The organism is Aneurinibacillus tyrosinisolvens, from assembly GCF_001015055.1.
In the GTDB taxonomy this organism is placed as follows: domain Bacteria; phylum Bacillota; class Bacilli; order Aneurinibacillales; family Aneurinibacillaceae; genus Aneurinibacillus_A; species Aneurinibacillus_A tyrosinisolvens.
Genome location: NZ_BBWZ01000012.1, coordinates 13,893 through 32,501 on the forward strand (window position 1 = coordinate 13,893; position 18,609 = coordinate 32,501).

An 18,609-nucleotide genomic window follows, 5' to 3' on the forward strand; every position below is an offset into this window, starting at 1 on the left:
CTGTCTATTCCTCGCCGGCAATCTGGGCCACAATTTCATAGGAGCGCAGCCGTGCGTTATGGTCAAAAATCTGGCCGTTAATAATAATTTCATCCGCCTGCGTGATGTCAAGGAAAGCCTGCAGTTTTTCCTTGACGACCTGGGGGCTGCCGACAATGGATGAGCGCAGCTGTTTATCAATGGCGGCTTTTTCGTAATCGCTCCAGAAATTCTCTACATTCTCTACCGGCGGGTTGAGCGGACCCGGGTTGCCGCGGACCAGGTTCAGGAATTGCTGCTGCTGTGATGTAGCCAGAAAGCGGGCTTCTTCGTCCGTGTCGGCGGCAATGACATTCGCGCCTACCATTGCGTACGGCTTATCGAGCACTTCGGAAGGGCGGAAGTAGTTGCGGTACAGCTGCAGGGCCGGCAACGTATAATCCGGAGAGAAATGGCTGGCAAATGCGAAGGGAAGCCCCAGCTGTCCAGCCAGCTGTGCGCTGAAGCCGCTTGAGCCCAGCAGCCAAATCGGAACATTGAGTCCTTCGCCTGGAACTGCCCGTACAGGTGCAGGGCCGTTTTCCAAAGACGGACTCAAATAGGAACGCAGTTCATCCAGCAGTTCAGGGAACTCCTGGTCATCGCTTCTAAGCTCACGGCGCAGGGCGCGGGCGGTGCGCTGATCGGTGCCTGGAGCCCGCCCTAAACCGAGATCAATGCGGCCTGGATACATCGATTCCAGCGTTCCGAACTGTTCGGCAATCATGAGCGGTGCATGGTTGGGCAGCATGATACCGCCGGAGCCGACGCGGATTTTCGAAGTGCCGCCTGCCACATACCCAATGACTACCGATGTCGCCGAACTGGCAATTCCGGGCATATTGTGGTGTTCTGCCAGCCAGTAGCGGTTAAATCCCCACTTCTCGGCATGCCTGGCAAGATCCAGAGTGTTTCGGAAAGAATCGGCGGGTGTTCCGCCGACTACGATCGGAGCAAGGTCAAGAACCGACAGCGCGATATGATTAAGTAGTTTCGTGCTTTTATTGGTGGAATTTTCTTTTGACATATTTTTGTTCTCCTTCTAATTCTGATGGATTGTACTTCCTTTATGTTACACCCAAATTGAATAGGAGACATCCTTTTGATGTCTCCTAACTCTCTGCCCGCTTAATTCTATTGTTCAAAATCACCTGGTTTATTATGCTTCCCCGTTCACATGCTGCTCTTCATAATAGCGGGACAGCTCGATAATCATGGCGCCCATCCGTTCATTTTCCGGGACAAGAACACGTTCAATTCCTTCTTCTCTAAGGGATTCGTTTGTGATTTTTCCAACCGCAACCGCCAGAGTCTTCTGCTCAAACGCAGCCTTAATTTCCGCTAAGCGGCCATGCTGCCTGGCATAATCAAAAAGAAACCGTACCTGTGTTGCTGTCGTAAAACAAATGGCATCTACCAGACCTTCCGCTAGCTCCTGACACACGGTTCCTACCACTTGCTCATCCGGAGCAACGTGCTGATATGGAAGGAGCTGTGTAACGGTCGCTCCCCTTTCTTCAAGGAAACGTATCAAAGCAGGCGCTGTTTCCCCATGAAGCTGCACCATTACCCGCTGTCCCGTGAATTCAAGGGAATCGAGAGCACGAATCAATCCCCGGGTCGTCCCGTCATCATCTGTCGCAACCGGTGTAATCCCCAGTTTCTTTAAAGCGGAGTTCGTTTTGTAGCCTCTTGACGCCACCTTTGCCTGCTGAATGCGATTTATAAAAGAAGCGTCAATTCCAAGCTTCTCCGCCAAACCTAAAAGCGTTTCGGCTCCGATTCCGGTTGTGAAAATCGCCCAATCGCTTCCTTCTTCTACAAAGCGGCGTAAGTCCTGTTCGATTTCTTTCTCCGCCAGAAATGATGTCCCCTGCAAAGGACGGGAAACAGGAATTCCACCCTGTTTTTCGATTAATGTACTAATTTCATCCACTTTACGGGAGCCGGCAATCACAATCCGCTTCCCTTCCAACCCTTTAGCCATTCATTTCAACTCCTACTTGATTTCAGCTTATTTTATCTTATCTGTTGTTATAGCCGGCTGTCTATAATCTTTCGCGGTGTTGTGATGTAAAATTTGCGATGCAGTAGCTGACGATGAGTACGAGAATCACACAAGCGTAGAGAAAGGTGTGGAAGGGATCGTCATGGTGGACGATAATTAGGCGGGTCATGGCGGTGATGCCGATGTAGAGAAAGTAGCGGAGCGGAAAGTGGTAGTTTTCCTGAAAATATTTCGCGATCATAGCGATGAATTCAAAGTACAGAAAAAAAACAAGGATACGTTCGAGTAAATTTTGAACAGGAACCTCGCCATGGAGGGTAAAAAACTGAATAAAGTGGGAGATCTCTTTTGCAAGCAGAGTGCATAGAACGCCCGCTAACAAAATGAGTGAAAGGTTCAATATAAACTGCAATATGGCAGCAACACTAAATGCCCGAGATAAGGCTTTGTTATACGGCACCATATGCTCATCCTCCCTGTTGTTGAATTATTCCTTTCTATGGTTATAGAAGGGTTAGCATAAGCACTCGTGTCAGCGTATTAGTTTATATGTTATCCTGGAAAACTGTTTTGCAGCTTTCTTAAAATTTCAAATCCTTTATCACCCGCTCTAATCATAAGTTCTTCGTAGATTTCATCCCTTTTTTTATCCAGGTCTAAAATTTTCTTGGCTAATTCTATAATTTTTTCATTATCCACTTCCATTCACTCCTTTTGCGAAAAAATTTTCAAATATTTCTCGCTGATTTTATTTTTTATATGTTAGGTTATATAACATCAAGTTATTTTATATTCTTAATTTAATCAATTTCCAAACATAAATCAACAGAATAAGTTGATTTTTCTAAAAAACCATGGTATATAATCTTACATTCCAAGATGTTATCCCACCAGACAAGCTGGTTTACATAAGAAAAAACCTATCCAAAGTTTAATTTAGATAGGTTTGATAAGCACGGCTTTTTCCGCACTGCCTCATTACTGCAGTTTGTATGTATACGTAATGACAGCCCGGTCTAGAATATGTCCGGCAATTTGCTGTTCGAAATCTTCAATGTAAGCAGGGAATTTGTTTATTTTTATGTTTTTTAATTGGTCCGTGTCAAGGGCGTATACGACTACCTTATAATAATGATCACCGGATTGAGCTGGCGGCGCGGGACCGAAATAAGGTGCTGGCTCGTAGCTGCCGGATGGGACTTTCGCTGTGTGTGAAACCCCTTCTGCCAATTGATTGATAGAAGGCGCGATATTCATTATTCCCCAGTGCAGGAAACTGTCAGGCACTGCGTGGAAGTCATAAATAGCAACCGCGAACGCTTTTGTTCCTTTCGGTGCCCCGCTCCACTTAAGTGGGAAGTTTACATCCATTTGATTTTTTTTATCTGTGTGAACATATTTCGCGGGAATTTCCTGATGTAATGGAATCGCGGGAGATGCTGCCTTAAATGATGATGTTTTACTCTGAAGATGAATGGTAAGGGTCCTTGTGTTGGCGTTCCAATCGATATCGGGCTGGTATGATTCAATGAAGGCGCGAAGGGAAACAAACAAATCGCCGTTTCTATTTTCGTTTATACTGTCCAGCTGGATTTCTTCATTGTTTATTCTCATTCTGGATTCACCGGCTTTTGCTGTTATAACCTTTTCGCCATCAAGTGCGGTTATGGCGTTTTTATTTCCGGTTACTTTTGCGCCGGTGCTTGAAAATACCTGCTTAAAAGGAATCATGAACTTAGAGTTCTCCATGTTTCCCTGGATTGAAATTTCCTGCTTCGGTGTTTGTAATTTAATGCTGTACGGGCCATTCCATTTCATAAAAGACCCGACATTGCCAAAAGCATCCTTGGCGGGAGCATTGTCGGCCCAGACAGGCACGCTAAGCATACTCAATAAAGTCACACTAAATAAAATGCTTGCCAGCTTCTTCATAATTTAGCCACCTCATTATTCTTTTTATATTCTTATTCAGCGAATAGGATCATCGGAGGATGGGGCAGGAAGTCCAGCAAATTCGAAACATCTGCATACAACGCCTTCCCCTCAGCCGACGCAAGCGATTGATCCATCACTTCCCTGTTCTCAAAGCTAAATTGAGCAACGATGTAAGGATGAATACTCATGTTCTGCACCTCGAATGTTCGTAGAATCGAGACGTCCTGTACCTGCGGAAGGTTTTCTACCAGGGGCACGTGAACACTGAAATAATGGTCGTCAAACGCCTGTTGATTTTCGGGCTTTGGAAGAAGCACCGTAACTTTCACCATTTTCAACACCTCTTTTTTATAATATTTATTTTGTTTTATAACTTAATTTTTATTATATTTATACTGTTTGGTTTTGTCAATTTATAATTTTATTTTTGTTGTAAGTTTTATTTTATATTATAATTAAGTCTGAATGAAATTATATTTTTCCTTCTATATAAGATTTTGGAGGTTTGCTATGCTGTCGATTGAAAAACAAATCCTTTATATTCTAACCAGAATTGCCCGTCTGGAGGTCCAGGAGCTGGTGAAGATTTATGAAGGCCGCGGATACTCGCCCCAATACATTCGAAATACCCTCTCCCAATTGAAAAGGGAGGATATGTTGTCTCACCTGCCCGCTCTTTCTATTCCATCACGCAGCAAGGGAGATCATTTATTCAGTCGATTAACCAAAAGCCAGGCCAATATCAAGCGGCATGGGATAAAACGTGGTATATCGCGATGGTAGAAATCCCGGAAGGTGATCGTAAAAAAAGAGATCCATTTAGAAGCGATTTGCTTCACCAGGGTTTTGGCCCCCTCTATAAAGGCGTATATATTTCTCCCTGGGATTACTCGAAGCGCATCATTGAACTTGCGAAGGATTATGGCATACAAAACCACGTCACCCTGGTTAAGGGAATTATTTTTCACAATGAAATTACACCGAAGATGGCGGTTGAGATTTGGCAGCTAAATGAAATAAAGCAAATGTATACAGAAAAGTGGAATTATTTTAAGGAGCAATTCATGCCGGATGTTGAACAAAAACTAAAGGGAAATCCAGATCCGCTGGATATTTTTGTGTATTTCTTGCAGTTAGGTGAAATCATTAGTGAATTAAGTTTGCGTGATCCAATGCTGCCAAAAGAATTGCTTCCAGAAGACTGGATTGGGGATAAAATCATTTCTGAGCTTTGGGCTTACAATACACGCCTTACGAATCTGATCCCAGCAAGCTCATATTATTATCAATTTACGAACTGATTTTCCTCATAAGCCAACAAGTATATAAAACAAAAAAAGAGCGTTAGCTCCCGGGCTAATACTCTTTTTTTACTGTTTCAAAACTCATGCATATGCTCTTTGAATTGTGCGCGAATCGTTTCCGGTATGGCTTCGGTCTTTTGCGTTTCATGGTTGAAATTCACATAGGTGGCGGTGCTTTTCGCACATACCGTATTGTGTTGGTGAATTTCTTCGTATAATACAAAGCTTGTGTTGCCGATTTTTTTTATCCAGGTTCGCACTTCCGCTTCTTTCCCATAAAAAATCTGGCTCACATAATCTATGTTTACATTTACGATAATAAGCCTCCAATTGCTAAAGCCTAAATCAGGCATAAACATCCTGAAAATCTCTTCCCTGCCTGCTTCCAGCCATACAGGAACCGTTGTATTGTTAATATGGCCAACACCATCTGTTTCGGATACCCTTGGCTGAATTTTTGTTATAAACAACGAACACCCTCCCCTTTTTCGTTAAATTTTTACGCTCTGTTTTCCCCAATAATGGTCACGAAGCACTGTTTTTAATATTTTACCGGAAGGATTCCGTGGAAGCTCATTAATGAAGTCAACGGATCTGGGCTTTTTATAGCCGGCTAGCTTCCCTACACAGTAGTGAATGATTTCTTCTGCTGTAAGCTCTGTTCCTTCTATGTATTACCATATGTCAATTATATCATTTTATCGTTTATTGATAAAACGGAATTATATGTCTATTAAAAAATACTATCCTATAGAAATTTGCCATTACTGGGAACTTGCCTATACCTTTTGTTTAGGACTAGCATATATAATAGTAACGCTATAAAAAGGAGGGGTGAAAATGTATACAAAACAGCCTCTTCTTCTTATTCACTCAAACAACGTTACAGGAAACGAAACGGATCTTTCTGAAATGGAAGATTCACGAAACAGCGAAAACGATGGGTGTGGTTGTCACAGGAGAAAGAGACGCAGGCGCAGATTTTGCTGTTGCCGCAGAAGGCGTGAAATGGGGCGCGAAAGGCACAGAGAACACTGTGATGAAGATGAAGAATAAACAAGAGGCTGTCTCAAAGGGTCGTTGAAAAGCGACTTTTTCGAGCCAGCCTCCTTTTGTCTTTTTACTATAACTATTCCATACTTCTAATTAAGTTTGCCATCTCAATAGCTGATGCTGCTGCTTCCCAGCCTTTGTTTCCTGCTTTCGTTCCTGCCCGCTCGATTGCTTGTTCGATTGTATCGGTGGTTAGTACGCCAAAAATGGCAGGAACGCCAGTTTGTAAACCGACAGAAGCGATTCCCTTTGCAGCCTCATTGCATACATAATCAAAGTGCGGGGTTGAACCTCTAATCACCGTGCCAAGTGCAATTAAAGCGTCATAACGCTTAGAATCCGCCATTTTTTTAACGATAAGAGGAAGTTCGAACGCGCCGGGAACCCACGCTACTTCGACGTCCTCTTCAGCTACACCATGCCGCTTCAGGGCATCAAGCGCCCCGCCAAGCAGCTTGTTTGTAATAAACTCATTAAAACGCCCCACTACAATGCCTACCTTTAAACCGGTTCCTATCAGATTTCCTTCGTATGTTTTTGTCATTTAACTCTCTCCTTTTTATTGTGTTTTATGCATCGTCTACAAATTCAGCATATGGCCGAGCTTACTTTGCTTTGTCCGTAAATATTTCTCATTGGTTTCTACGGGCTTCATCTGGATCGGAACCCGCTCCACCACTTCAAGTCCGTAGCCTTCAATCCCTGTGATTTTCCTCGGGTTATTCGTCAGCAGCCGGATTTTCTTTAGGCCAAGGTCGGCAAGAATTTGGGCCCCAATTCCATACTCCCGTAAATCGGGTGCAAACCCGAGTTTGGCATTTGCTTCTACCGTATCCAGTCCCTCTTCCTGCAATTTGTACGCCTTTAGTTTATTAATGAGGCCAATGCCTCTTCCCTCCTGGCGCATATAGAGGAGAACGCCGGATCCTTCCTCTTCAATCTGGGACAAGGCCGCGTGAAGTTGTGGGCCGCAATCGCAGCGAAGGGAGCCGAAAACATCGCCTGTCAAACATTCGGAATGCACGCGGACAAGCGTAGGGGACTCAGGATCAATCGTCCCTTTCACAAGGGCAACGTGCTCTTTGTTATCCACTTCATTCGTATAGGCTACGATGCGAAAATCCCCGTACTCAGAAGGCAGCATCACTTCGATTTCCTTTGTGACGAGCTGCTCTTTCCTTGTCCGGTAACGAATCAGTTCCTCGATCGTAATCATCTTTAGATCATGTTCTTCTGCAATTTTTACAAGGTCCGGCACGCGTGCCATGGTACCATCCGCATTCATGATTTCACAAATGACGCCTGCAGGGTATGAACCGCACAGTTTTGCTAAATCGACAGCCGCTTCGGTATGGCCGGCCCTGCGAAGCACGCCGCCTTTTTTTGCGACAAGAGGAAAAATGTGGCCCGGACGTCTAAAGCTTTCCGGCTTGCTTATCGAGCGCAGGAGCGCCTGTACGGTTTCCGCTCTTTCAAAAGCCGAAATCCCCGTCGTTGTACCCACTTCATCTATCGACACGGTAAAAGCTGTCCCATGATTGTCCGTGTTATCTTCTACCATAGGGGACAACTGCAGTTCGGCGGCTCTTTCCTCCGTTATCGGGACACAGACGAGCCCCCTGCCGTGTGTAATCATGAAATTAATTGTGGAAGCGTCTGTTTTTTCAGCGAGAGCAATAAAGTCTCCCTCATTTTCTCTGTCTTCATCATCCACGACAATAATTGGCCTTCCCTCAAGTAAATCGCGGAGCGCTTCCTCTATGGAATAAAACATGTTTCTTCCCACCTTTCTCTTTAGTTTAGATAAATCCATGTTCGCTTAGGAACGCTTCCGTAAGCGAGGATTTCTTTTCTTTCTGTTCCCTCCGCGTAACATACCGCTCAATGTATTTGGCCATCATGTCACACTCAAGATTAACTATGTCCCCTTTGTTTTTGTGCTGCAGGACCGTTTCCTGAAGCGTATGGGGAATAATCGAAACGGTAAAGCTTGTATTCGTTTCGGAAACAACCGTTAAACTAATGCCGTCTATTGCAATCGAACCTTTAGGCATGATATAGCGCAGAAGTTCATCATCCGCCGCTACTTCAAACAGAATGGCATTCCCGTATGGTTTGCGGGCAGCGATGGTGCCGGTTCCATCGATATGGCCTGAGACAAAGTGGCCCCCGAATCTTCCCCCTGCCGGAATCGCCCGTTCAAGGTTGACAGGAGACCCGCCGGACAAGTGAAGCAGGCTCGTCTTCGCAAGTGTCTCCGGCATTACATCGACGTGAAAAGAGCTATTGGAAAATTTAGTAACAGTAAGACATATTCCATTCACAGAAATGCTGTCGCCGAGTTTTACGTCCTCTAAAACTTTATCAGCTGCAATTTCAAGGATGGCCGCATTATGTTTTTGTTTGATGGAGCGAATGGCGCCCATTTCTTCAATGATTCCCGTAAACATGCGCTTCCCCCCATACTGGATACCCTGAGATTTTGATGTCTTGTCCAACTTGTTCAACCTGCACGTCTGCCAGTGAAATGGCATCGTTCATTTGTTCAATGCCGATTCCGCCGAACGATGACGGGGCTGTCTGCCCGGCGATAAGCTTCGGGGCGACATAAGCGACGATTTTATCAATCGCCTTCGCGTGAAGAAACGCACTATTCACCTGGCTTCCACCTTCTACTAGAAGCGAAGAAATGGATTGTTCTCCGAGAATGTCCAGCATACGTAGAATGTTTACACTCGGTCCGGACCCGGCAGAAAAAATGCGAATCCCTTTTTTCTCAAGCTGGAGCTGTTTTTCTATCTCCGCACGTTCCGTTGTAAAAATCCACGTAGGAGCAGCTCCGTCTGTTACAACTGCTGATTCAAGCGGAATGCGAAGGGTACTGTCCATAATGACGCGTACCGGATTTCTGCCGCCTAGCGCAAGCCTTGTTGTAAGCTGGGGGTTATCGGCCAGTACTGTGTTCACCCCAACGAGAATCGCATCATGCTGGTGGCGCAGCCGGTGGACTTCCTCGCGCGCTTGCTCTCCTGTAATCCAGCGGCTGCTTCCAGAAATGGTCGCTACTTTTCCATCAAGCGTTGTGGCGGTTTTGACCGTAACAAACGGACGCTGGGTTGAAATAAACTTTACGAATACTTCGTTTAAGCGCTGAGCCTCCGTACTGCATACGCCAGCGATAACTTCGATTCCCGCCTCTTCCAGCATGGCGGCGCCTCTTCCGGCTACGAGCGGGTTCGGGTCCAGCATGGCGATCACGACGCATTGTACACCGCTTTTTATGAGCGCTTCCGCACACGGAGGCGTACGCCCGTAATGGCTGCACGGCTCCAGAGTAACGTACGCCGTAGCTCCTGCTGCCTTCTCACCGGCCATTCTCAGCGCATGCACTTCGGCGTGCGGCTCTCCTGCCTTGAGGTGGTTGCCTAATCCAACAATGGCTCCGTCCTTTACAATGACGCACCCAACCATTGGATTCGGGCTCGTTTGACCGCGCGCAGCTTCTGCAAGCTGCAGGGCCAGCTGCATGTAATGCTTGTGATCCATTCTGTTCCCCCCTTTTCTGTGAAACAAAAAAGCCCTAAAAACGGAACGAACTCCGTCTTCAGGGCTTTGTCTACACTTCTGGGAAAGGGTAGATCGGTAGTATGTAAGCGGTTGGGTTTATTGTGTAAGATAGTGTCCAAAAAGCTGCACCTAAAAAACGTACGCAAACAAACGAGATAACCACCGTTATACCGTATATCCTTCTCCCATCCAGACTATACTGTCGGTCCCGGAATTACACCGGGTCAGCATCGGTTTACAACCTCAGCTCACGGACTAAAGAGGCTACAAGCCTCTATCACCGCCGGTCGGGATTTTCACCCTGCCCCGAAGGATGTCTATTTATTTTTAAAAGTTTATAGAGTAACTTTATCTTTTTTTGCGGATAATTACAAGAAAATATATGCCTTTACTATTTTTTCTTCAGTTCAATTATAGTTTTCCCTTTACAAAAGGTCTTTATTCTTTTTATAAAAAACCCAAATCGACAGCCCAAAAACAATAAAACAGATATGAACGATTAAAGCAAACCACATGCCGCCACTCATAGTTCCACCGCATTTCTTTATTTAATTATATCTTTTAGGATACTTGATTATAAAATAAATGGACCATCCAATCAAACTTTTTATTTCCCATCCAATTGTTTATAATAGTCCTGATTCTGTTCAGAACGGTAGGAGAGGGAGAAAAGAGATGGAATGGAAACCGAACCGGTCGGATAATAAACCGATTTATAAACAAATCGTGGAATATATTGAATCCCGTATTTCCAATGGGGAATATCCTCCCGGAACCATACTGCCTTCCGAGCGTGTTCTTGCTAAAGAATGGGAGGTAAATCGCAGCACGGTTGTTACTGCTTACGGAGAATTGCGCGCATTGGGGCTTATTATTAGTAAAAAAGGAAGCGGGACACGGGTTAGTCCGTTTATGATGAGGAACCTTAGCGGGGGTACCCCGGATTGGAATCAATATGTGGCAGGGGGCTCCCTCTTGCCTAATGTACCGCTCATCCGTCGGATTATAAAAGAAACACAGAACAACCATTTTGTTGATTTAGCTACAGGTGAATTGTCTTCTGATTTATTTCCTCAGGGACAGTTTGAGAAAATTATTAAAAATGGAAACTACTCTTTCCATTTAGGCTATGAAAATCCGCAGGGGAATTTACAGTTGCGCGAGGCCCTCGCTGACCATGTAAAAAAATATAAAAATATTGACGCAACAGCTTCCTCCATCCTCATTAGTTCCGGAGCTCAGCAGGCTCTCCACCTTGTCGTCCAATGTTTGCTTAAACCAGGAGACTCCGTCGCGATTGAGGACCCTTCTTACAGCTATTCCCTGCCTATTTTTAAATCAATGGGCCTGAAAATACACTTGCTGCCGGTCGACAAAAACGGGGTAAACCCCGGTGATATCGAGGCGATCCACAAAAAACACAGCCTCCGCATGGTTTTTCTTAACCCTAACTTTCAAAACCCCACGGGGTCGAGTTTGCACCCTGAACGCCGCAAGAAAATCCTTGCGATGTCGGCGAAGTACGGTATACCGATTATTGAGGATGATCCTTATACGTTAACCACTTTTGGAAAGAAGCCGCCTCCTACGCTAAAGTCGATGGATCATCATGGTACGGTTCTCTATATTAGTTCTTTATCCAAAATCGTTTCTTCCGGATTGAGAATCGGCTGGATTATTGGTCCCCAACAGGTGATCAACCGCTTGTCGGATGCTAAACAGCAAATCGATTACGGGCATAGTGTTTTTCCGCAGTGGATTGCAAGTGAGTTTTTAACTTCGCCCTCTTTTCATGAACATATCGATAGGCTTCAGCTGGAACTGAAAAAAAGAAGAGATAGCATGGTTTCTCTTTTAAAGAAGCACCTTCGCGATCAAGTTGAATTTTTGGTTCCTGAAGGGGGTATCCATATGTGGTGTAAAATGAAAGCTCCCGTGGATGAAGTAAAGTTAATGGAGGCATCGATTTATCGTGGCGTTATCTTTATGCCCGGAAGCGCTTTAGGAACCAAAAAAGGTTATGTTAGATTCACTTTCGGCCGGGCTAATGAGCAGATGATTGAGGATGGCATTGTTAAATTTTCTGAGGCATTGAATGAGCTTATAGACGAGGCGCAGACTCATAAATAACATAAGAAAGCCGTTTGTTTGCGTATAAACGGCTTTCTCCTATACTCTACTCTGTGCCTCACTATAGGCCCACAGTAAGGATGTACTATCTTCATGTCTAATCCGGCGATAGTTCTCCAGTCCCCCCGCACTGTGGGCAGTCAACGGTATGAAAGAACTCAAACCCGTATTCATAAAACCCCCTCCCCGCGCAATCGGGGCATATTCCGTTTTGAAGCATTTCGCTGCGCCGTTTTTCATTCCTCCTGTTAAGAAAATCAAAGAAGCCCATGTGAATCCCTCCACGTTATTTTTCTTATCTTCCCCCTTCTTATGTATTTTTATCGCATTAAAAAGTTTGTTTTAAGAAAGTCTGGTTAATTCATTTAACTAAACCATCACTTGTCGTTATAATGGGAAGTATTGTATATTTGCAGTTCATTTTGACTTTCTAAATATATCGGAGAACTTACTTTCTTTATAGCGTAAAAGAGCCGGAACCGGCTCTCTTTTTAATAACCACTATCTTGGAAGCGCTCTCAAAACAAGCTCGCCATTTTCAATTTCCATCTCAATTATGTACGATGATAACGTTTCGATTAATTCCGAAGGTAAAATGACCGTTTGATTTCCGTCGACTTCAAGTATGTATCCGCTAGTAATCATATATCCCATCCCCCTTATTTATTGATTATACGTAAACTTTTCGCAAAGAGGGAGTGCATTTTTCCGAAAAATTTCGACAAAGATGTGAAGGATTTAAGCAAAATGGATGCACTCGACTCCCGTTGCGTTTCACCATGCATATTGCTACCATTTAGATATCAAAAATATAGCACGGGGGAACATTATGAAAATAAGCATACTTGATCAATCTCCAATTTCAAACGGAAGCAGCCCTGCTGAAGCACTGGCACAAACCGCCCGCCTCTTGCAAAGAGCCGAACAGCTTGGCTATACGCGGTACTGGGTCGCTGAGCATCATGGAATGACATCCCTGGCGAATCCGTCGCCCGAAGTGCTGCTCGGCCGGCTGGGTGCCCTTACCTCTACCATCCGCATCGGCTCGGGGGCCGTGCTTCTGCCGCATTACAGCCCATATAAAGTGGCGGAGAATTTCAACTTGCTCTCCACGCTTTATCCCGGAAGAATTGACCTCGGGATCGGACGGGCACCCGGCGGATCCGCTCATGAAACGCTCGCTCTGCGGGAAAATTATTTACAGAACGTTCATCGTCTTCCGTCCCTGCTTTCTGATCTCATAGGGTACCTTTATGATGAACTGCCGGCTGATCACCCTTTTGCCGGTATTCACGCCCGTCCCCTTCCGCCTGTTCCGCCTGAAATATGGCTGCTTGGCACGAGCGGGAAGAGCGCGAAATACGCCGCTGAGCTGGGTGCATCGTTCGCGTTTGGCCATTTTATGAGCGAGAGCGACGGACCGGCCATCCTGCAGGAATACCGGCAGAATTTTCAGCCCTCCCGTATACAGCAGAAGCCAAAGACCATTGTGACAGTATCCGCCATCTGCGCAGAAACCGAGGAAGAGGCGTCCCGGTTGGCCGCAAGCCTGGATTTATGGGGGATAAAAACAGATCAGGGAACGGCGCACCTCGGAATCCCTTCCGTGGAGGAAGCCTTAGCCTACCCGTATACCGAAGCTGAGCGGCAGGCAATCCGAAGCAAACGCCAGAACATGCTGATTGGCACAAAGGAACAAATGAAAGAACAGGTACATACTTTGCAGCAGGCCTACCAGGCGGACGAATGGATGTTTGTCACGATTACCCATGACTATGAGGCGCGCTTGCGCTCCTATAAGCTGCTTGCGGACGTTTTCCTTAGCAAAGGCTAGGCAAAGCTCTTATTTCGAAACAGGAATTGCGCGGGAATATTCCTCTAGAGTAATCCCCTTCTGGGCGATTTGTGCCGCGGCTTTTTTCCCAACATAGCGAATGTGCCAGGGCTCATATTTGTACCCGGTTATCGATTCCTTTCCTTTCGGGTAACGGATAATAAACCCGTATTCAGGGGCGTGCTCGGCAAGCCAGCCTGCTTCCCTGGTCCCGGCAAAGCAATCCGTTGCCGCGCATTTTCCATTCGTTCCGGACACATCGATGGCCAACCCGGTTTCATGTTCGCTCGTTCCCGGTACCGCGCTGTACGTCCGGGCCTTTTTTTCCCCATCCTGCTTCACGTAGTTGTTAAACAATGATTTTTGGGTGGTATACGAACGGTATGCGGAAACACCGGCCAAATACACGCCATCCTTCTCTGCCCCCTTAAACATTTGTTCCAGCGCTTCGGCTGCTTCTTTACGCAGCTTACGTTTTTCAACTTTTTCTTTAAAGATAAATCTCGTATTCGGATAGACTAAATCACTCGGTTCATAGCTTTCAGGAAGTACAAACTGTTTATTCACAAGCACGGCAATGCTTTCCGGCTGAGCAACAACGTGTTGGGCATCCTTACTTGTATCTGGGTCAGTTGCACTATTTGCTTCGCCGGAATCCGCAGGCGATTTCAAAGCCCCTTCATTCGAATTCGTTTTTCCCTCAGTAGTAGAATTCGCTGCCGGATTGGGGGAATGATTGCTAGAGTTGGTTTTACTCTCCGCAGTCCCGGATCCCGCAGGCGAGACGGGAGAACTTACTGTCTCCTTTTTTTCGCTCGTACACCCAGTCAATGCAGACAGGCTCAAAGCAAGAAGCAATGCGGTAACGGAAGTTTTTTTCATATGGGCCCCTCTCCTGGTAGCTTATCGTTTTTCGCAATTTACCTCTATTTGTATTTGCATAATGGTATATTATCATATTTCTTTTTTTTGTTTCCTCTCTTTTGTCGAAAACCCGAGAAACGTTATTGTAATGATAGAATATAAACTCTATAATGATAGTCAAAACATTTTAAAGTGTTTAAAATGTTTTGTTAGAAAAGTGTGGAATGGAGGACGTTATGGGAGTTGTAGAGAGAATCAGCACGTTTGCAGGAAAAACATTTATGATTTGGGTCTTATTGTTTGCTATCATAGCTTACATGTCTCCAGGCAATTTTAAATGGATTGGAGCATACATCGTTCCTCTTCTCGGTATTGTCATGTTTGGGATGGGGCTTACCCTTTCCACTGCGGATTTCAAAGAAGTTTTCCGCCGGCCAAAAGATGTGGCCCTGGGTGTTTTAGGCCATTTTATCGTTATGCCGCTTCTCGCCTATTTGCTGGCAGTTGGGCTGAATCTGCCGCCGGAAGTCGCGGTTGGCGTTATCCTGGTTGGATGCTGTCCGAGCGGAACCGCCTCGAATGTTATGGTGTTTTTAGCCAGAGGAGACGTAGCGCTTGCCGTTGCCATCGCTTCTGTTTCCACGATACTTGCGCCTATTGTGACTCCCCTGCTCATTCTTCTGCTTGCGAGCAAGTGGGTGGACATTAACGTATGGTCTTTGGTTATTTCAATCTTGCAGATTGTCATTATTCCATTGGCGCTCGGGTTTATTGTTAAGAAATTCTTTGGCAAGCAGGCGGAAGCCGGGGCAAAAGCGCTCCCTCTTATTTCGGTTATCGCTATTGTTATGATTGTTTCCGGTGTCGTGGCAGGAAGCCAGGCGAAGCTGGCGACGACAGGGCCGCTTATTTTTGCTGTGGTCGTTTTACATAATATTCTCGGGTTTCTCCTTGGCTTCTTCTTCGCACGCTTATGCGGAATGGATTTAGCAAAGCAGAAAGCGGTAGCTATGGAAGTAGGAATGCAGAACTCCGGACTCGGCGTTGCGATTGCGACCGCCCACTTCTCGCCGCTTGCGGCTGTGCCAAGTGCCATCTTTAGCGTATGGCACAATATCTCAGGCTCCACGCTTGCTTCCATTTTCAGCCGCATGAAGGATAAGAAAGAAGATTCTGATGCGTCTGCGTTCACAAATGAAGGATAAAAGACAAGCCATTCCCTATCAACCGGGAATGGCTATTTTATTTTTTTTGCGGATGCTGATTGCTTTGGAAGCGTAATCGTGGCGGCTCGATTCACGCTTGAGAATTCCGTTGAATATGTCATTTGGTTATACCGCCGCAAAAGATTCGGTTTGAAGTCGATGACGAGCTTCATTCGTTCCACCCGCAGCGGTGCAGTCGTTACCCATGCTTCGAGGCTGGCGGCTTTCATATCTTCAAAATGGATGCCGTGCACTTCGTCCCGGAACGGATGCAGAGTGATGGAATAATGATATCCTCCATCGACTGCGTGTTCCTTTATGATTTCATCCGCATGTTTTAACGTACGAAGCCAGAATGCCATTGGATCCCTCATCCCTTCCAGATCGCCTGCTGCAGGATGCGTGTAGTCTGTCTTATTCCAGACATCCTTATTTAACGTATGTATATAAATAACTTCCGGCTGAAAGTACACTTCAAACTTAAAATCCTCTGTCTCTGTCAATCTGGCACGTGCAATAACCTGAGCAAGATACGGGTTCTGGTGCGAAATCGAGTCCATATGGAGTTCTTCTTCTTTATCCAGCAGCACACTTTGTCTGCTCTCATACGATTCCCACATGTGAACCTGGTTCATTGCTTTTTGAAGTGTTAACATATCTTCTTCCGCCCGGCTGTTAAAAAGAAAATAAGAAGAGAGGAAAAAAACAGTCCATACTCCTGCTATTAAAATCATTTTAACGAAGGTAGCCATTTAAATCGTATCCCTCTTTTTCTTCCCAGTATCCGAGCTCGCGGTCTTTTACGATTTCAATTCGATTCAGCCATTTGATTGATTTGTATCCGTACATATTAGGGTGAAACAGGCGAAGCGGGGCTCCCTGGTTTTCAGAAAGCTGTTTTCCTTCCAATTCGTAAGCCAGAATGACATTCTCCTCGAGCAGCTGCGTTAACTCATAGGTCTCGGTATATAGACGATCTGCCGAATACATTCTCACATAAGCCCCCTCTTCCTTTGGTTTTACTTGATTTATAATATCTCTAAAGGGAATTCCTTTCCATTTCACACTGTTTACACTCCACCCTGTGACACAATGGAAATCACTGGTGAATGTATGGGATTTCCGGGTGATTAGTTCATCGAAGGATAGGGAAGCCGGTTTTTCAACCAGACCATCCACAGTCAAACGCCATGTTTCCCTGTTAAAAACAGGGTTATCACTGCGGACGGAATAAATTCGAAAATACCCTTTTCTTTTGACTGTCTCAAGCGCATTTAGAAACCTTGGGGAAAGCGGCTGAAACCAGCGGAAAAGACCTCCTGCCATAAAAGCAAGTATAGCTCCTGAAAAAAGAAGAAGAACATCCCGCCGGGAAATCAGGATGCCGCGGTCGCGGCTTTCCCTGCCTCCCTTTCTTACTGGTTTTTGATTTCGCCGGATATACCAGAGCAGAATGTGTGCGCTTACCCAGGGGATGATAAATAAAGTGAGCGCATCATGCAGCAGTATAGAAGCCTGCCTTATGCCTAAATATTCTGTATAATTTAGCCATAGGTAGATTCCACTTGCGGTCCATCCTACTCCAAGAAGCAGCTGCAGGCAAATATGAAATGTTTTCTGCCATCTTCGGTGCGCTCTGGCATACCGGAAAACAGAAGGTACAGCAAAGCAAAGAAATATAAAATAGCTGATTCCTATTATTGAATGAAATTGTCTTAACTCATAACGATACTCTCCCAGAAAAGTCCGTAAAGCAGGAACATAGAGAAAAGAACCAGTAGCGAGCAGGACAAGGATAAGGATAGCGTGGATTAAGTGAATGTAATAGTAGGTGTGTTTTGGCTTCAATCTTTCACCTCCATGAATACTCCCCCCACTTACCTTTCGGTTGAAGTGGGAGGACTCTTGGTTTTTTAAATCAAGTATGTTTTCTCCCTTTTTTAATGCCTCTTACTGAAGTGCGGCTCCTGTTTGCCTGTGGCGACCACCTTACCGTCCTTATCCCGTAATTTTCCGTTTCTATACTGCCATTGCTCCCCGATTAGGTTGGTCATGTACAAGATGTCCTGCTTTTCATCATAAGAAACGTGATCGATTGCAAGATCTTTAACGGGCAGTTCCGTTAAGCCGGTGGAATACTTATACTTATATATTTCATCGTTGTTTTCACTATTCATTTGAATATAGAAAGATTCTAGATAAGGTGAGAAGAAAACCGTTTTGATGTTGCGGGTCTTTCCATCCCATTCACCGACAGGCAAAGGTTCTTTGTGCTGCATCTGGAATAGGTACATTTCTTGTGTGTTTTCCTTATCCAGCATATAGAGAAGGGTATTCGACTCCCCCAGCCATTCCATATGCGCCACATTGTCTACCGACTGACGGAAAACAACACCTTGCTCATTCTCAATTACGAATTCAATCTTTTGGCTATCCGGCAAACGTTTTGTATAAGCAATTCCTTTTCGATCCGATGTTATTACATAGTGGTCTGCATTTTTAGGAATAGAGACTTCCCGCACCATGGAAGCGGCATCGGCGTTTCCTCCTGTTGACGCTGCATTTTGCTTTTGAAAAGAAGGCGGTTTTAAGAATGCATTTAGCTGCTGCAAGGATACGAGCTGGATTATCGTGACTGCCAGCACTGCAGTTATCCACATCAGCCATTTTTTTCTTTGACCACGAAACACG

General features: G+C 45.3%; 24 protein-coding genes and 1 riboswitch. Of the genes, 6 read left to right on the forward strand and 18 right to left on the reverse strand.

Translation table 11 applies throughout. The annotated features are described in order from the left end of the window. Positions 1 to 4: 4 nt before the first annotated feature. The 6 genes from MBEAL2_RS12890 to MBEAL2_RS12910 form a co-directional block, all read right to left on the reverse strand. Positions 5 to 1,045: an LLM class flavin-dependent oxidoreductase gene (locus MBEAL2_RS12890; RefSeq protein WP_047152711.1), complete on the reverse strand. Its 1,041-nt coding sequence runs from the start codon at positions 1,043 to 1,045 to the stop codon at positions 5 to 7. 132 nt (positions 1,046 to 1,177) lie between these two features. Next, a complete protein-coding gene (locus MBEAL2_RS12895; protein ID WP_047152712.1) occupies positions 1,178 to 2,005 on the reverse strand; it encodes a uroporphyrinogen-III synthase in 828 nt (275 codons plus the stop codon). Between the two features lie 61 nt (positions 2,006 to 2,066). After that, positions 2,067 to 2,489, reverse strand: coding sequence for a phosphate-starvation-inducible protein PsiE (gene psiE, locus MBEAL2_RS12900; protein WP_047152713.1), 423 nt, complete (start codon positions 2,487 to 2,489; stop codon positions 2,067 to 2,069). Between the two features lie 89 nt (positions 2,490 to 2,578). After that, positions 2,579 to 2,725 (reverse strand): protein YkzB, encoded by a 147-nt coding sequence (gene ykzB / locus MBEAL2_RS32265; protein ID WP_173427717.1) that lies wholly within the window; start codon positions 2,723 to 2,725, stop codon positions 2,579 to 2,581. Between the two features lie 279 nt (positions 2,726 to 3,004). Continuing rightward, a complete protein-coding gene (locus MBEAL2_RS29255; RefSeq protein ID WP_052947695.1) occupies positions 3,005 to 3,958 on the reverse strand; it encodes a YbhB/YbcL family Raf kinase inhibitor-like protein in 954 nt (317 codons plus the stop codon). A 32-nt stretch (positions 3,959 to 3,990) separates the two neighbouring features. Continuing rightward, the gene (locus MBEAL2_RS12910; RefSeq protein WP_047152714.1) at positions 3,991 to 4,293 is read right to left on the reverse strand and encodes an EthD family reductase; all 303 of its coding nucleotides are present in this window, start codon (positions 4,291 to 4,293) and stop codon (positions 3,991 to 3,993) included. 178 nt (positions 4,294 to 4,471) lie between these two features. Here MBEAL2_RS12910 and MBEAL2_RS29260 point away from each other — a divergent pair, with 178 nt between their 5' ends. Further along, on the forward strand, positions 4,472 to 4,744 hold the full coding sequence (locus MBEAL2_RS29260) for a hypothetical protein (RefSeq protein WP_052947696.1): 273 nt from the start codon (positions 4,472 to 4,474) through the stop codon (positions 4,742 to 4,744). Further along, complete coding sequence (locus MBEAL2_RS12915) at positions 4,738 to 5,262, forward strand: PaaX family transcriptional regulator C-terminal domain-containing protein (RefSeq protein WP_052947697.1); 525 nt, start codon at positions 4,738 to 4,740, stop codon at positions 5,260 to 5,262. Before MBEAL2_RS29260 ends, MBEAL2_RS12915 begins: the two co-directional genes overlap by 7 nt. Before the next feature lie 77 nt (positions 5,263 to 5,339). Here the strand turns inward: MBEAL2_RS12915 and MBEAL2_RS12920 are convergent, their stop codons facing one another. Beyond that, positions 5,340 to 5,735 carry an acyl-CoA thioesterase gene (locus MBEAL2_RS12920; RefSeq protein WP_047152715.1) on the reverse strand — a complete coding sequence of 132 codons (396 nt, stop codon included), beginning with the start codon at positions 5,733 to 5,735 and terminating at the stop codon, positions 5,340 to 5,342. Between the two features lie 21 nt (positions 5,736 to 5,756). Next, entirely contained in the window at positions 5,757 to 5,936 is a 180-nt protein-coding gene (locus MBEAL2_RS31105) for an AMP-binding enzyme (protein WP_152667792.1), read from the reverse strand. 169 nt (positions 5,937 to 6,105) lie between these two features. Between MBEAL2_RS31105 and MBEAL2_RS31110 the strand changes: the two genes are divergently transcribed. Then, positions 6,106 to 6,321: a hypothetical protein gene (locus tag MBEAL2_RS31110; protein ID WP_152667788.1), complete on the forward strand. Its 216-nt coding sequence runs from the start codon at positions 6,106 to 6,108 to the stop codon at positions 6,319 to 6,321. Positions 6,322 to 6,394: 73 nt separating this feature from the next. On the opposite strand, the gene ribH is transcribed toward MBEAL2_RS31110, so the two are convergent. Genes ribH through ribD form a run of 4 tightly spaced genes read right to left on the reverse strand, consistent with a single transcriptional unit; the run spans position 6,395 to position 9,864 of the window. Beyond that, positions 6,395 to 6,862, reverse strand: a complete 468-nt coding sequence (ribH, locus tag MBEAL2_RS12925; RefSeq protein ID WP_047152716.1) for a 6,7-dimethyl-8-ribityllumazine synthase — start codon at positions 6,860 to 6,862, stop codon at positions 6,395 to 6,397. Between the two features lie 36 nt (positions 6,863 to 6,898). Beyond that, the gene (locus MBEAL2_RS12930; RefSeq protein ID WP_052947698.1) at positions 6,899 to 8,092 is read right to left on the reverse strand and encodes a bifunctional 3,4-dihydroxy-2-butanone-4-phosphate synthase/GTP cyclohydrolase II; all 1,194 of its coding nucleotides are present in this window, start codon (positions 8,090 to 8,092) and stop codon (positions 6,899 to 6,901) included. A 25-nt stretch (positions 8,093 to 8,117) separates the two neighbouring features. After that, complete coding sequence (ribE, locus tag MBEAL2_RS12935) at positions 8,118 to 8,768, reverse strand: riboflavin synthase (RefSeq protein WP_047152718.1); 651 nt, start codon at positions 8,766 to 8,768, stop codon at positions 8,118 to 8,120. Beyond that, entirely contained in the window at positions 8,749 to 9,864 is a 1,116-nt protein-coding gene (gene ribD / locus MBEAL2_RS12940) for a bifunctional diaminohydroxyphosphoribosylaminopyrimidine deaminase/5-amino-6-(5-phosphoribosylamino)uracil reductase RibD (protein WP_047152719.1), read from the reverse strand. The genes ribE and ribD overlap by 20 nt, the downstream gene beginning before the upstream one ends. A gap of 194 nt (positions 9,865 to 10,058) precedes the next feature. Further along, a riboswitch (FMN riboswitch) is annotated at positions 10,059 to 10,203 on the reverse strand. 357 nt (positions 10,204 to 10,560) lie between these two features. On the opposite strand from ribD, the gene pdxR reads away from it, so the two are divergent. Beyond that, complete coding sequence (pdxR, locus tag MBEAL2_RS12945) at positions 10,561 to 12,015, forward strand: MocR-like pyridoxine biosynthesis transcription factor PdxR (protein WP_047152720.1); 1,455 nt, start codon at positions 10,561 to 10,563, stop codon at positions 12,013 to 12,015. Between the two features lie 39 nt (positions 12,016 to 12,054). On the opposite strand, the gene MBEAL2_RS33620 is transcribed toward pdxR, so the two are convergent. After that, complete coding sequence (locus tag MBEAL2_RS33620) at positions 12,055 to 12,189, reverse strand: hypothetical protein (RefSeq protein WP_269082474.1); 135 nt, start codon at positions 12,187 to 12,189, stop codon at positions 12,055 to 12,057. A gap of 327 nt (positions 12,190 to 12,516) precedes the next feature. After that, positions 12,517 to 12,660 (reverse strand): hypothetical protein, encoded by a 144-nt coding sequence (locus tag MBEAL2_RS31765; RefSeq protein ID WP_161798208.1) that lies wholly within the window; start codon positions 12,658 to 12,660, stop codon positions 12,517 to 12,519. Positions 12,661 to 12,844: 184 nt separating this feature from the next. On the opposite strand from MBEAL2_RS31765, the gene MBEAL2_RS12950 reads away from it, so the two are divergent. Next, positions 12,845 to 13,849 (forward strand): LLM class flavin-dependent oxidoreductase, encoded by a 1,005-nt coding sequence (locus MBEAL2_RS12950; protein ID WP_047152721.1) that lies wholly within the window; start codon positions 12,845 to 12,847, stop codon positions 13,847 to 13,849. A gap of 9 nt (positions 13,850 to 13,858) precedes the next feature. On the opposite strand, the gene MBEAL2_RS12955 is transcribed toward MBEAL2_RS12950, so the two are convergent. After that, entirely contained in the window at positions 13,859 to 14,731 is an 873-nt protein-coding gene (locus MBEAL2_RS12955; RefSeq protein WP_047152722.1) for a M15 family metallopeptidase, read from the reverse strand. Positions 14,732 to 14,949: 218 nt separating this feature from the next. Between MBEAL2_RS12955 and MBEAL2_RS12960 the strand changes: the two genes are divergently transcribed. Beyond that, on the forward strand, positions 14,950 to 15,918 hold the full coding sequence (locus MBEAL2_RS12960) for a bile acid:sodium symporter family protein (RefSeq protein ID WP_047152723.1): 969 nt from the start codon (positions 14,950 to 14,952) through the stop codon (positions 15,916 to 15,918). Between the two features lie 32 nt (positions 15,919 to 15,950). Here the strand turns inward: MBEAL2_RS12960 and MBEAL2_RS12965 are convergent, their stop codons facing one another. From MBEAL2_RS12965 to MBEAL2_RS12975, 3 genes are all read right to left on the reverse strand, one after another. Next, on the reverse strand, positions 15,951 to 16,670 hold the full coding sequence (locus MBEAL2_RS12965) for a hypothetical protein (RefSeq protein ID WP_047152724.1): 720 nt from the start codon (positions 16,668 to 16,670) through the stop codon (positions 15,951 to 15,953). After that, positions 16,654 to 17,766: a molybdopterin-dependent oxidoreductase gene (locus tag MBEAL2_RS29265; RefSeq protein WP_052947699.1), complete on the reverse strand. Its 1,113-nt coding sequence runs from the start codon at positions 17,764 to 17,766 to the stop codon at positions 16,654 to 16,656. The genes MBEAL2_RS12965 and MBEAL2_RS29265 overlap by 17 nt, the downstream gene beginning before the upstream one ends. 92 nt (positions 17,767 to 17,858) lie before the next feature. Continuing rightward, positions 17,859 to 18,608, reverse strand: coding sequence for a hypothetical protein (locus tag MBEAL2_RS12975; RefSeq protein WP_047152725.1), 750 nt, complete (start codon positions 18,606 to 18,608; stop codon positions 17,859 to 17,861). Between the last annotated feature and the right edge of the window lies 1 nt (position 18,609).

Coding starts and splice junctions, on each gene's coding strand:
- MBEAL2_RS12890 (WP_047152711.1), bottom strand. CDS start 1,045: ATGTCAAAAGAAAATTCCACCAATAAAAGCACGAAACTACTTAATCAT.
- MBEAL2_RS29255 (WP_052947695.1), bottom strand. CDS start 3,958: ATGAAGAAGCTGGCAAGCATTTTATTTAGTGTGACTTTATTGAGTATG.
- MBEAL2_RS12910 (WP_047152714.1), bottom strand. CDS start 4,293: ATGGTGAAAGTTACGGTGCTTCTTCCAAAGCCCGAAAATCAACAGGCG.
- MBEAL2_RS12915 (WP_052947697.1), top strand. CDS start 4,738: ATGGTAGAAATCCCGGAAGGTGATCGTAAAAAAAGAGATCCATTTAGA.
- MBEAL2_RS12950 (WP_047152721.1), top strand. CDS start 12,845: ATGAAAATAAGCATACTTGATCAATCTCCAATTTCAAACGGAAGCAGC.
- MBEAL2_RS12960 (WP_047152723.1), top strand. CDS start 14,950: ATGGGAGTTGTAGAGAGAATCAGCACGTTTGCAGGAAAAACATTTATG.
- ribD (WP_047152719.1), bottom strand. CDS start 9,864: ATGGATCACAAGCATTACATGCAGCTGGCCCTGCAGCTTGCAGAAGCT.
- MBEAL2_RS12895 (WP_047152712.1), bottom strand. CDS start 2,005: ATGGCTAAAGGGTTGGAAGGGAAGCGGATTGTGATTGCCGGCTCCCGT.
- MBEAL2_RS12955 (WP_047152722.1), bottom strand. CDS start 14,731: ATGAAAAAAACTTCCGTTACCGCATTGCTTCTTGCTTTGAGCCTGTCT.
- MBEAL2_RS31765 (WP_161798208.1), bottom strand. CDS start 12,660: ATGATTACTAGCGGATACATACTTGAAGTCGACGGAAATCAAACGGTC.
- MBEAL2_RS29260 (WP_052947696.1), top strand. CDS start 4,472: ATGCTGTCGATTGAAAAACAAATCCTTTATATTCTAACCAGAATTGCC.
- psiE (WP_047152713.1), bottom strand. CDS start 2,489: ATGGTGCCGTATAACAAAGCCTTATCTCGGGCATTTAGTGTTGCTGCC.
- ribE (WP_047152718.1), bottom strand. CDS start 8,768: ATGTTTACGGGAATCATTGAAGAAATGGGCGCCATTCGCTCCATCAAA.
- pdxR (WP_047152720.1), top strand. CDS start 10,561: ATGGAATGGAAACCGAACCGGTCGGATAATAAACCGATTTATAAACAA.
- MBEAL2_RS31110 (WP_152667788.1), top strand. CDS start 6,106: ATGTATACAAAACAGCCTCTTCTTCTTATTCACTCAAACAACGTTACA.
- MBEAL2_RS12965 (WP_047152724.1), bottom strand. CDS start 16,670: ATGGCTACCTTCGTTAAAATGATTTTAATAGCAGGAGTATGGACTGTT.
- MBEAL2_RS12930 (WP_052947698.1), bottom strand. CDS start 8,092: ATGTTTTATTCCATAGAGGAAGCGCTCCGCGATTTACTTGAGGGAAGG.
- ribH (WP_047152716.1), bottom strand. CDS start 6,862: ATGACAAAAACATACGAAGGAAATCTGATAGGAACCGGTTTAAAGGTA.
- MBEAL2_RS33620 (WP_269082474.1), bottom strand. CDS start 12,189: ATGAATACGGGTTTGAGTTCTTTCATACCGTTGACTGCCCACAGTGCG.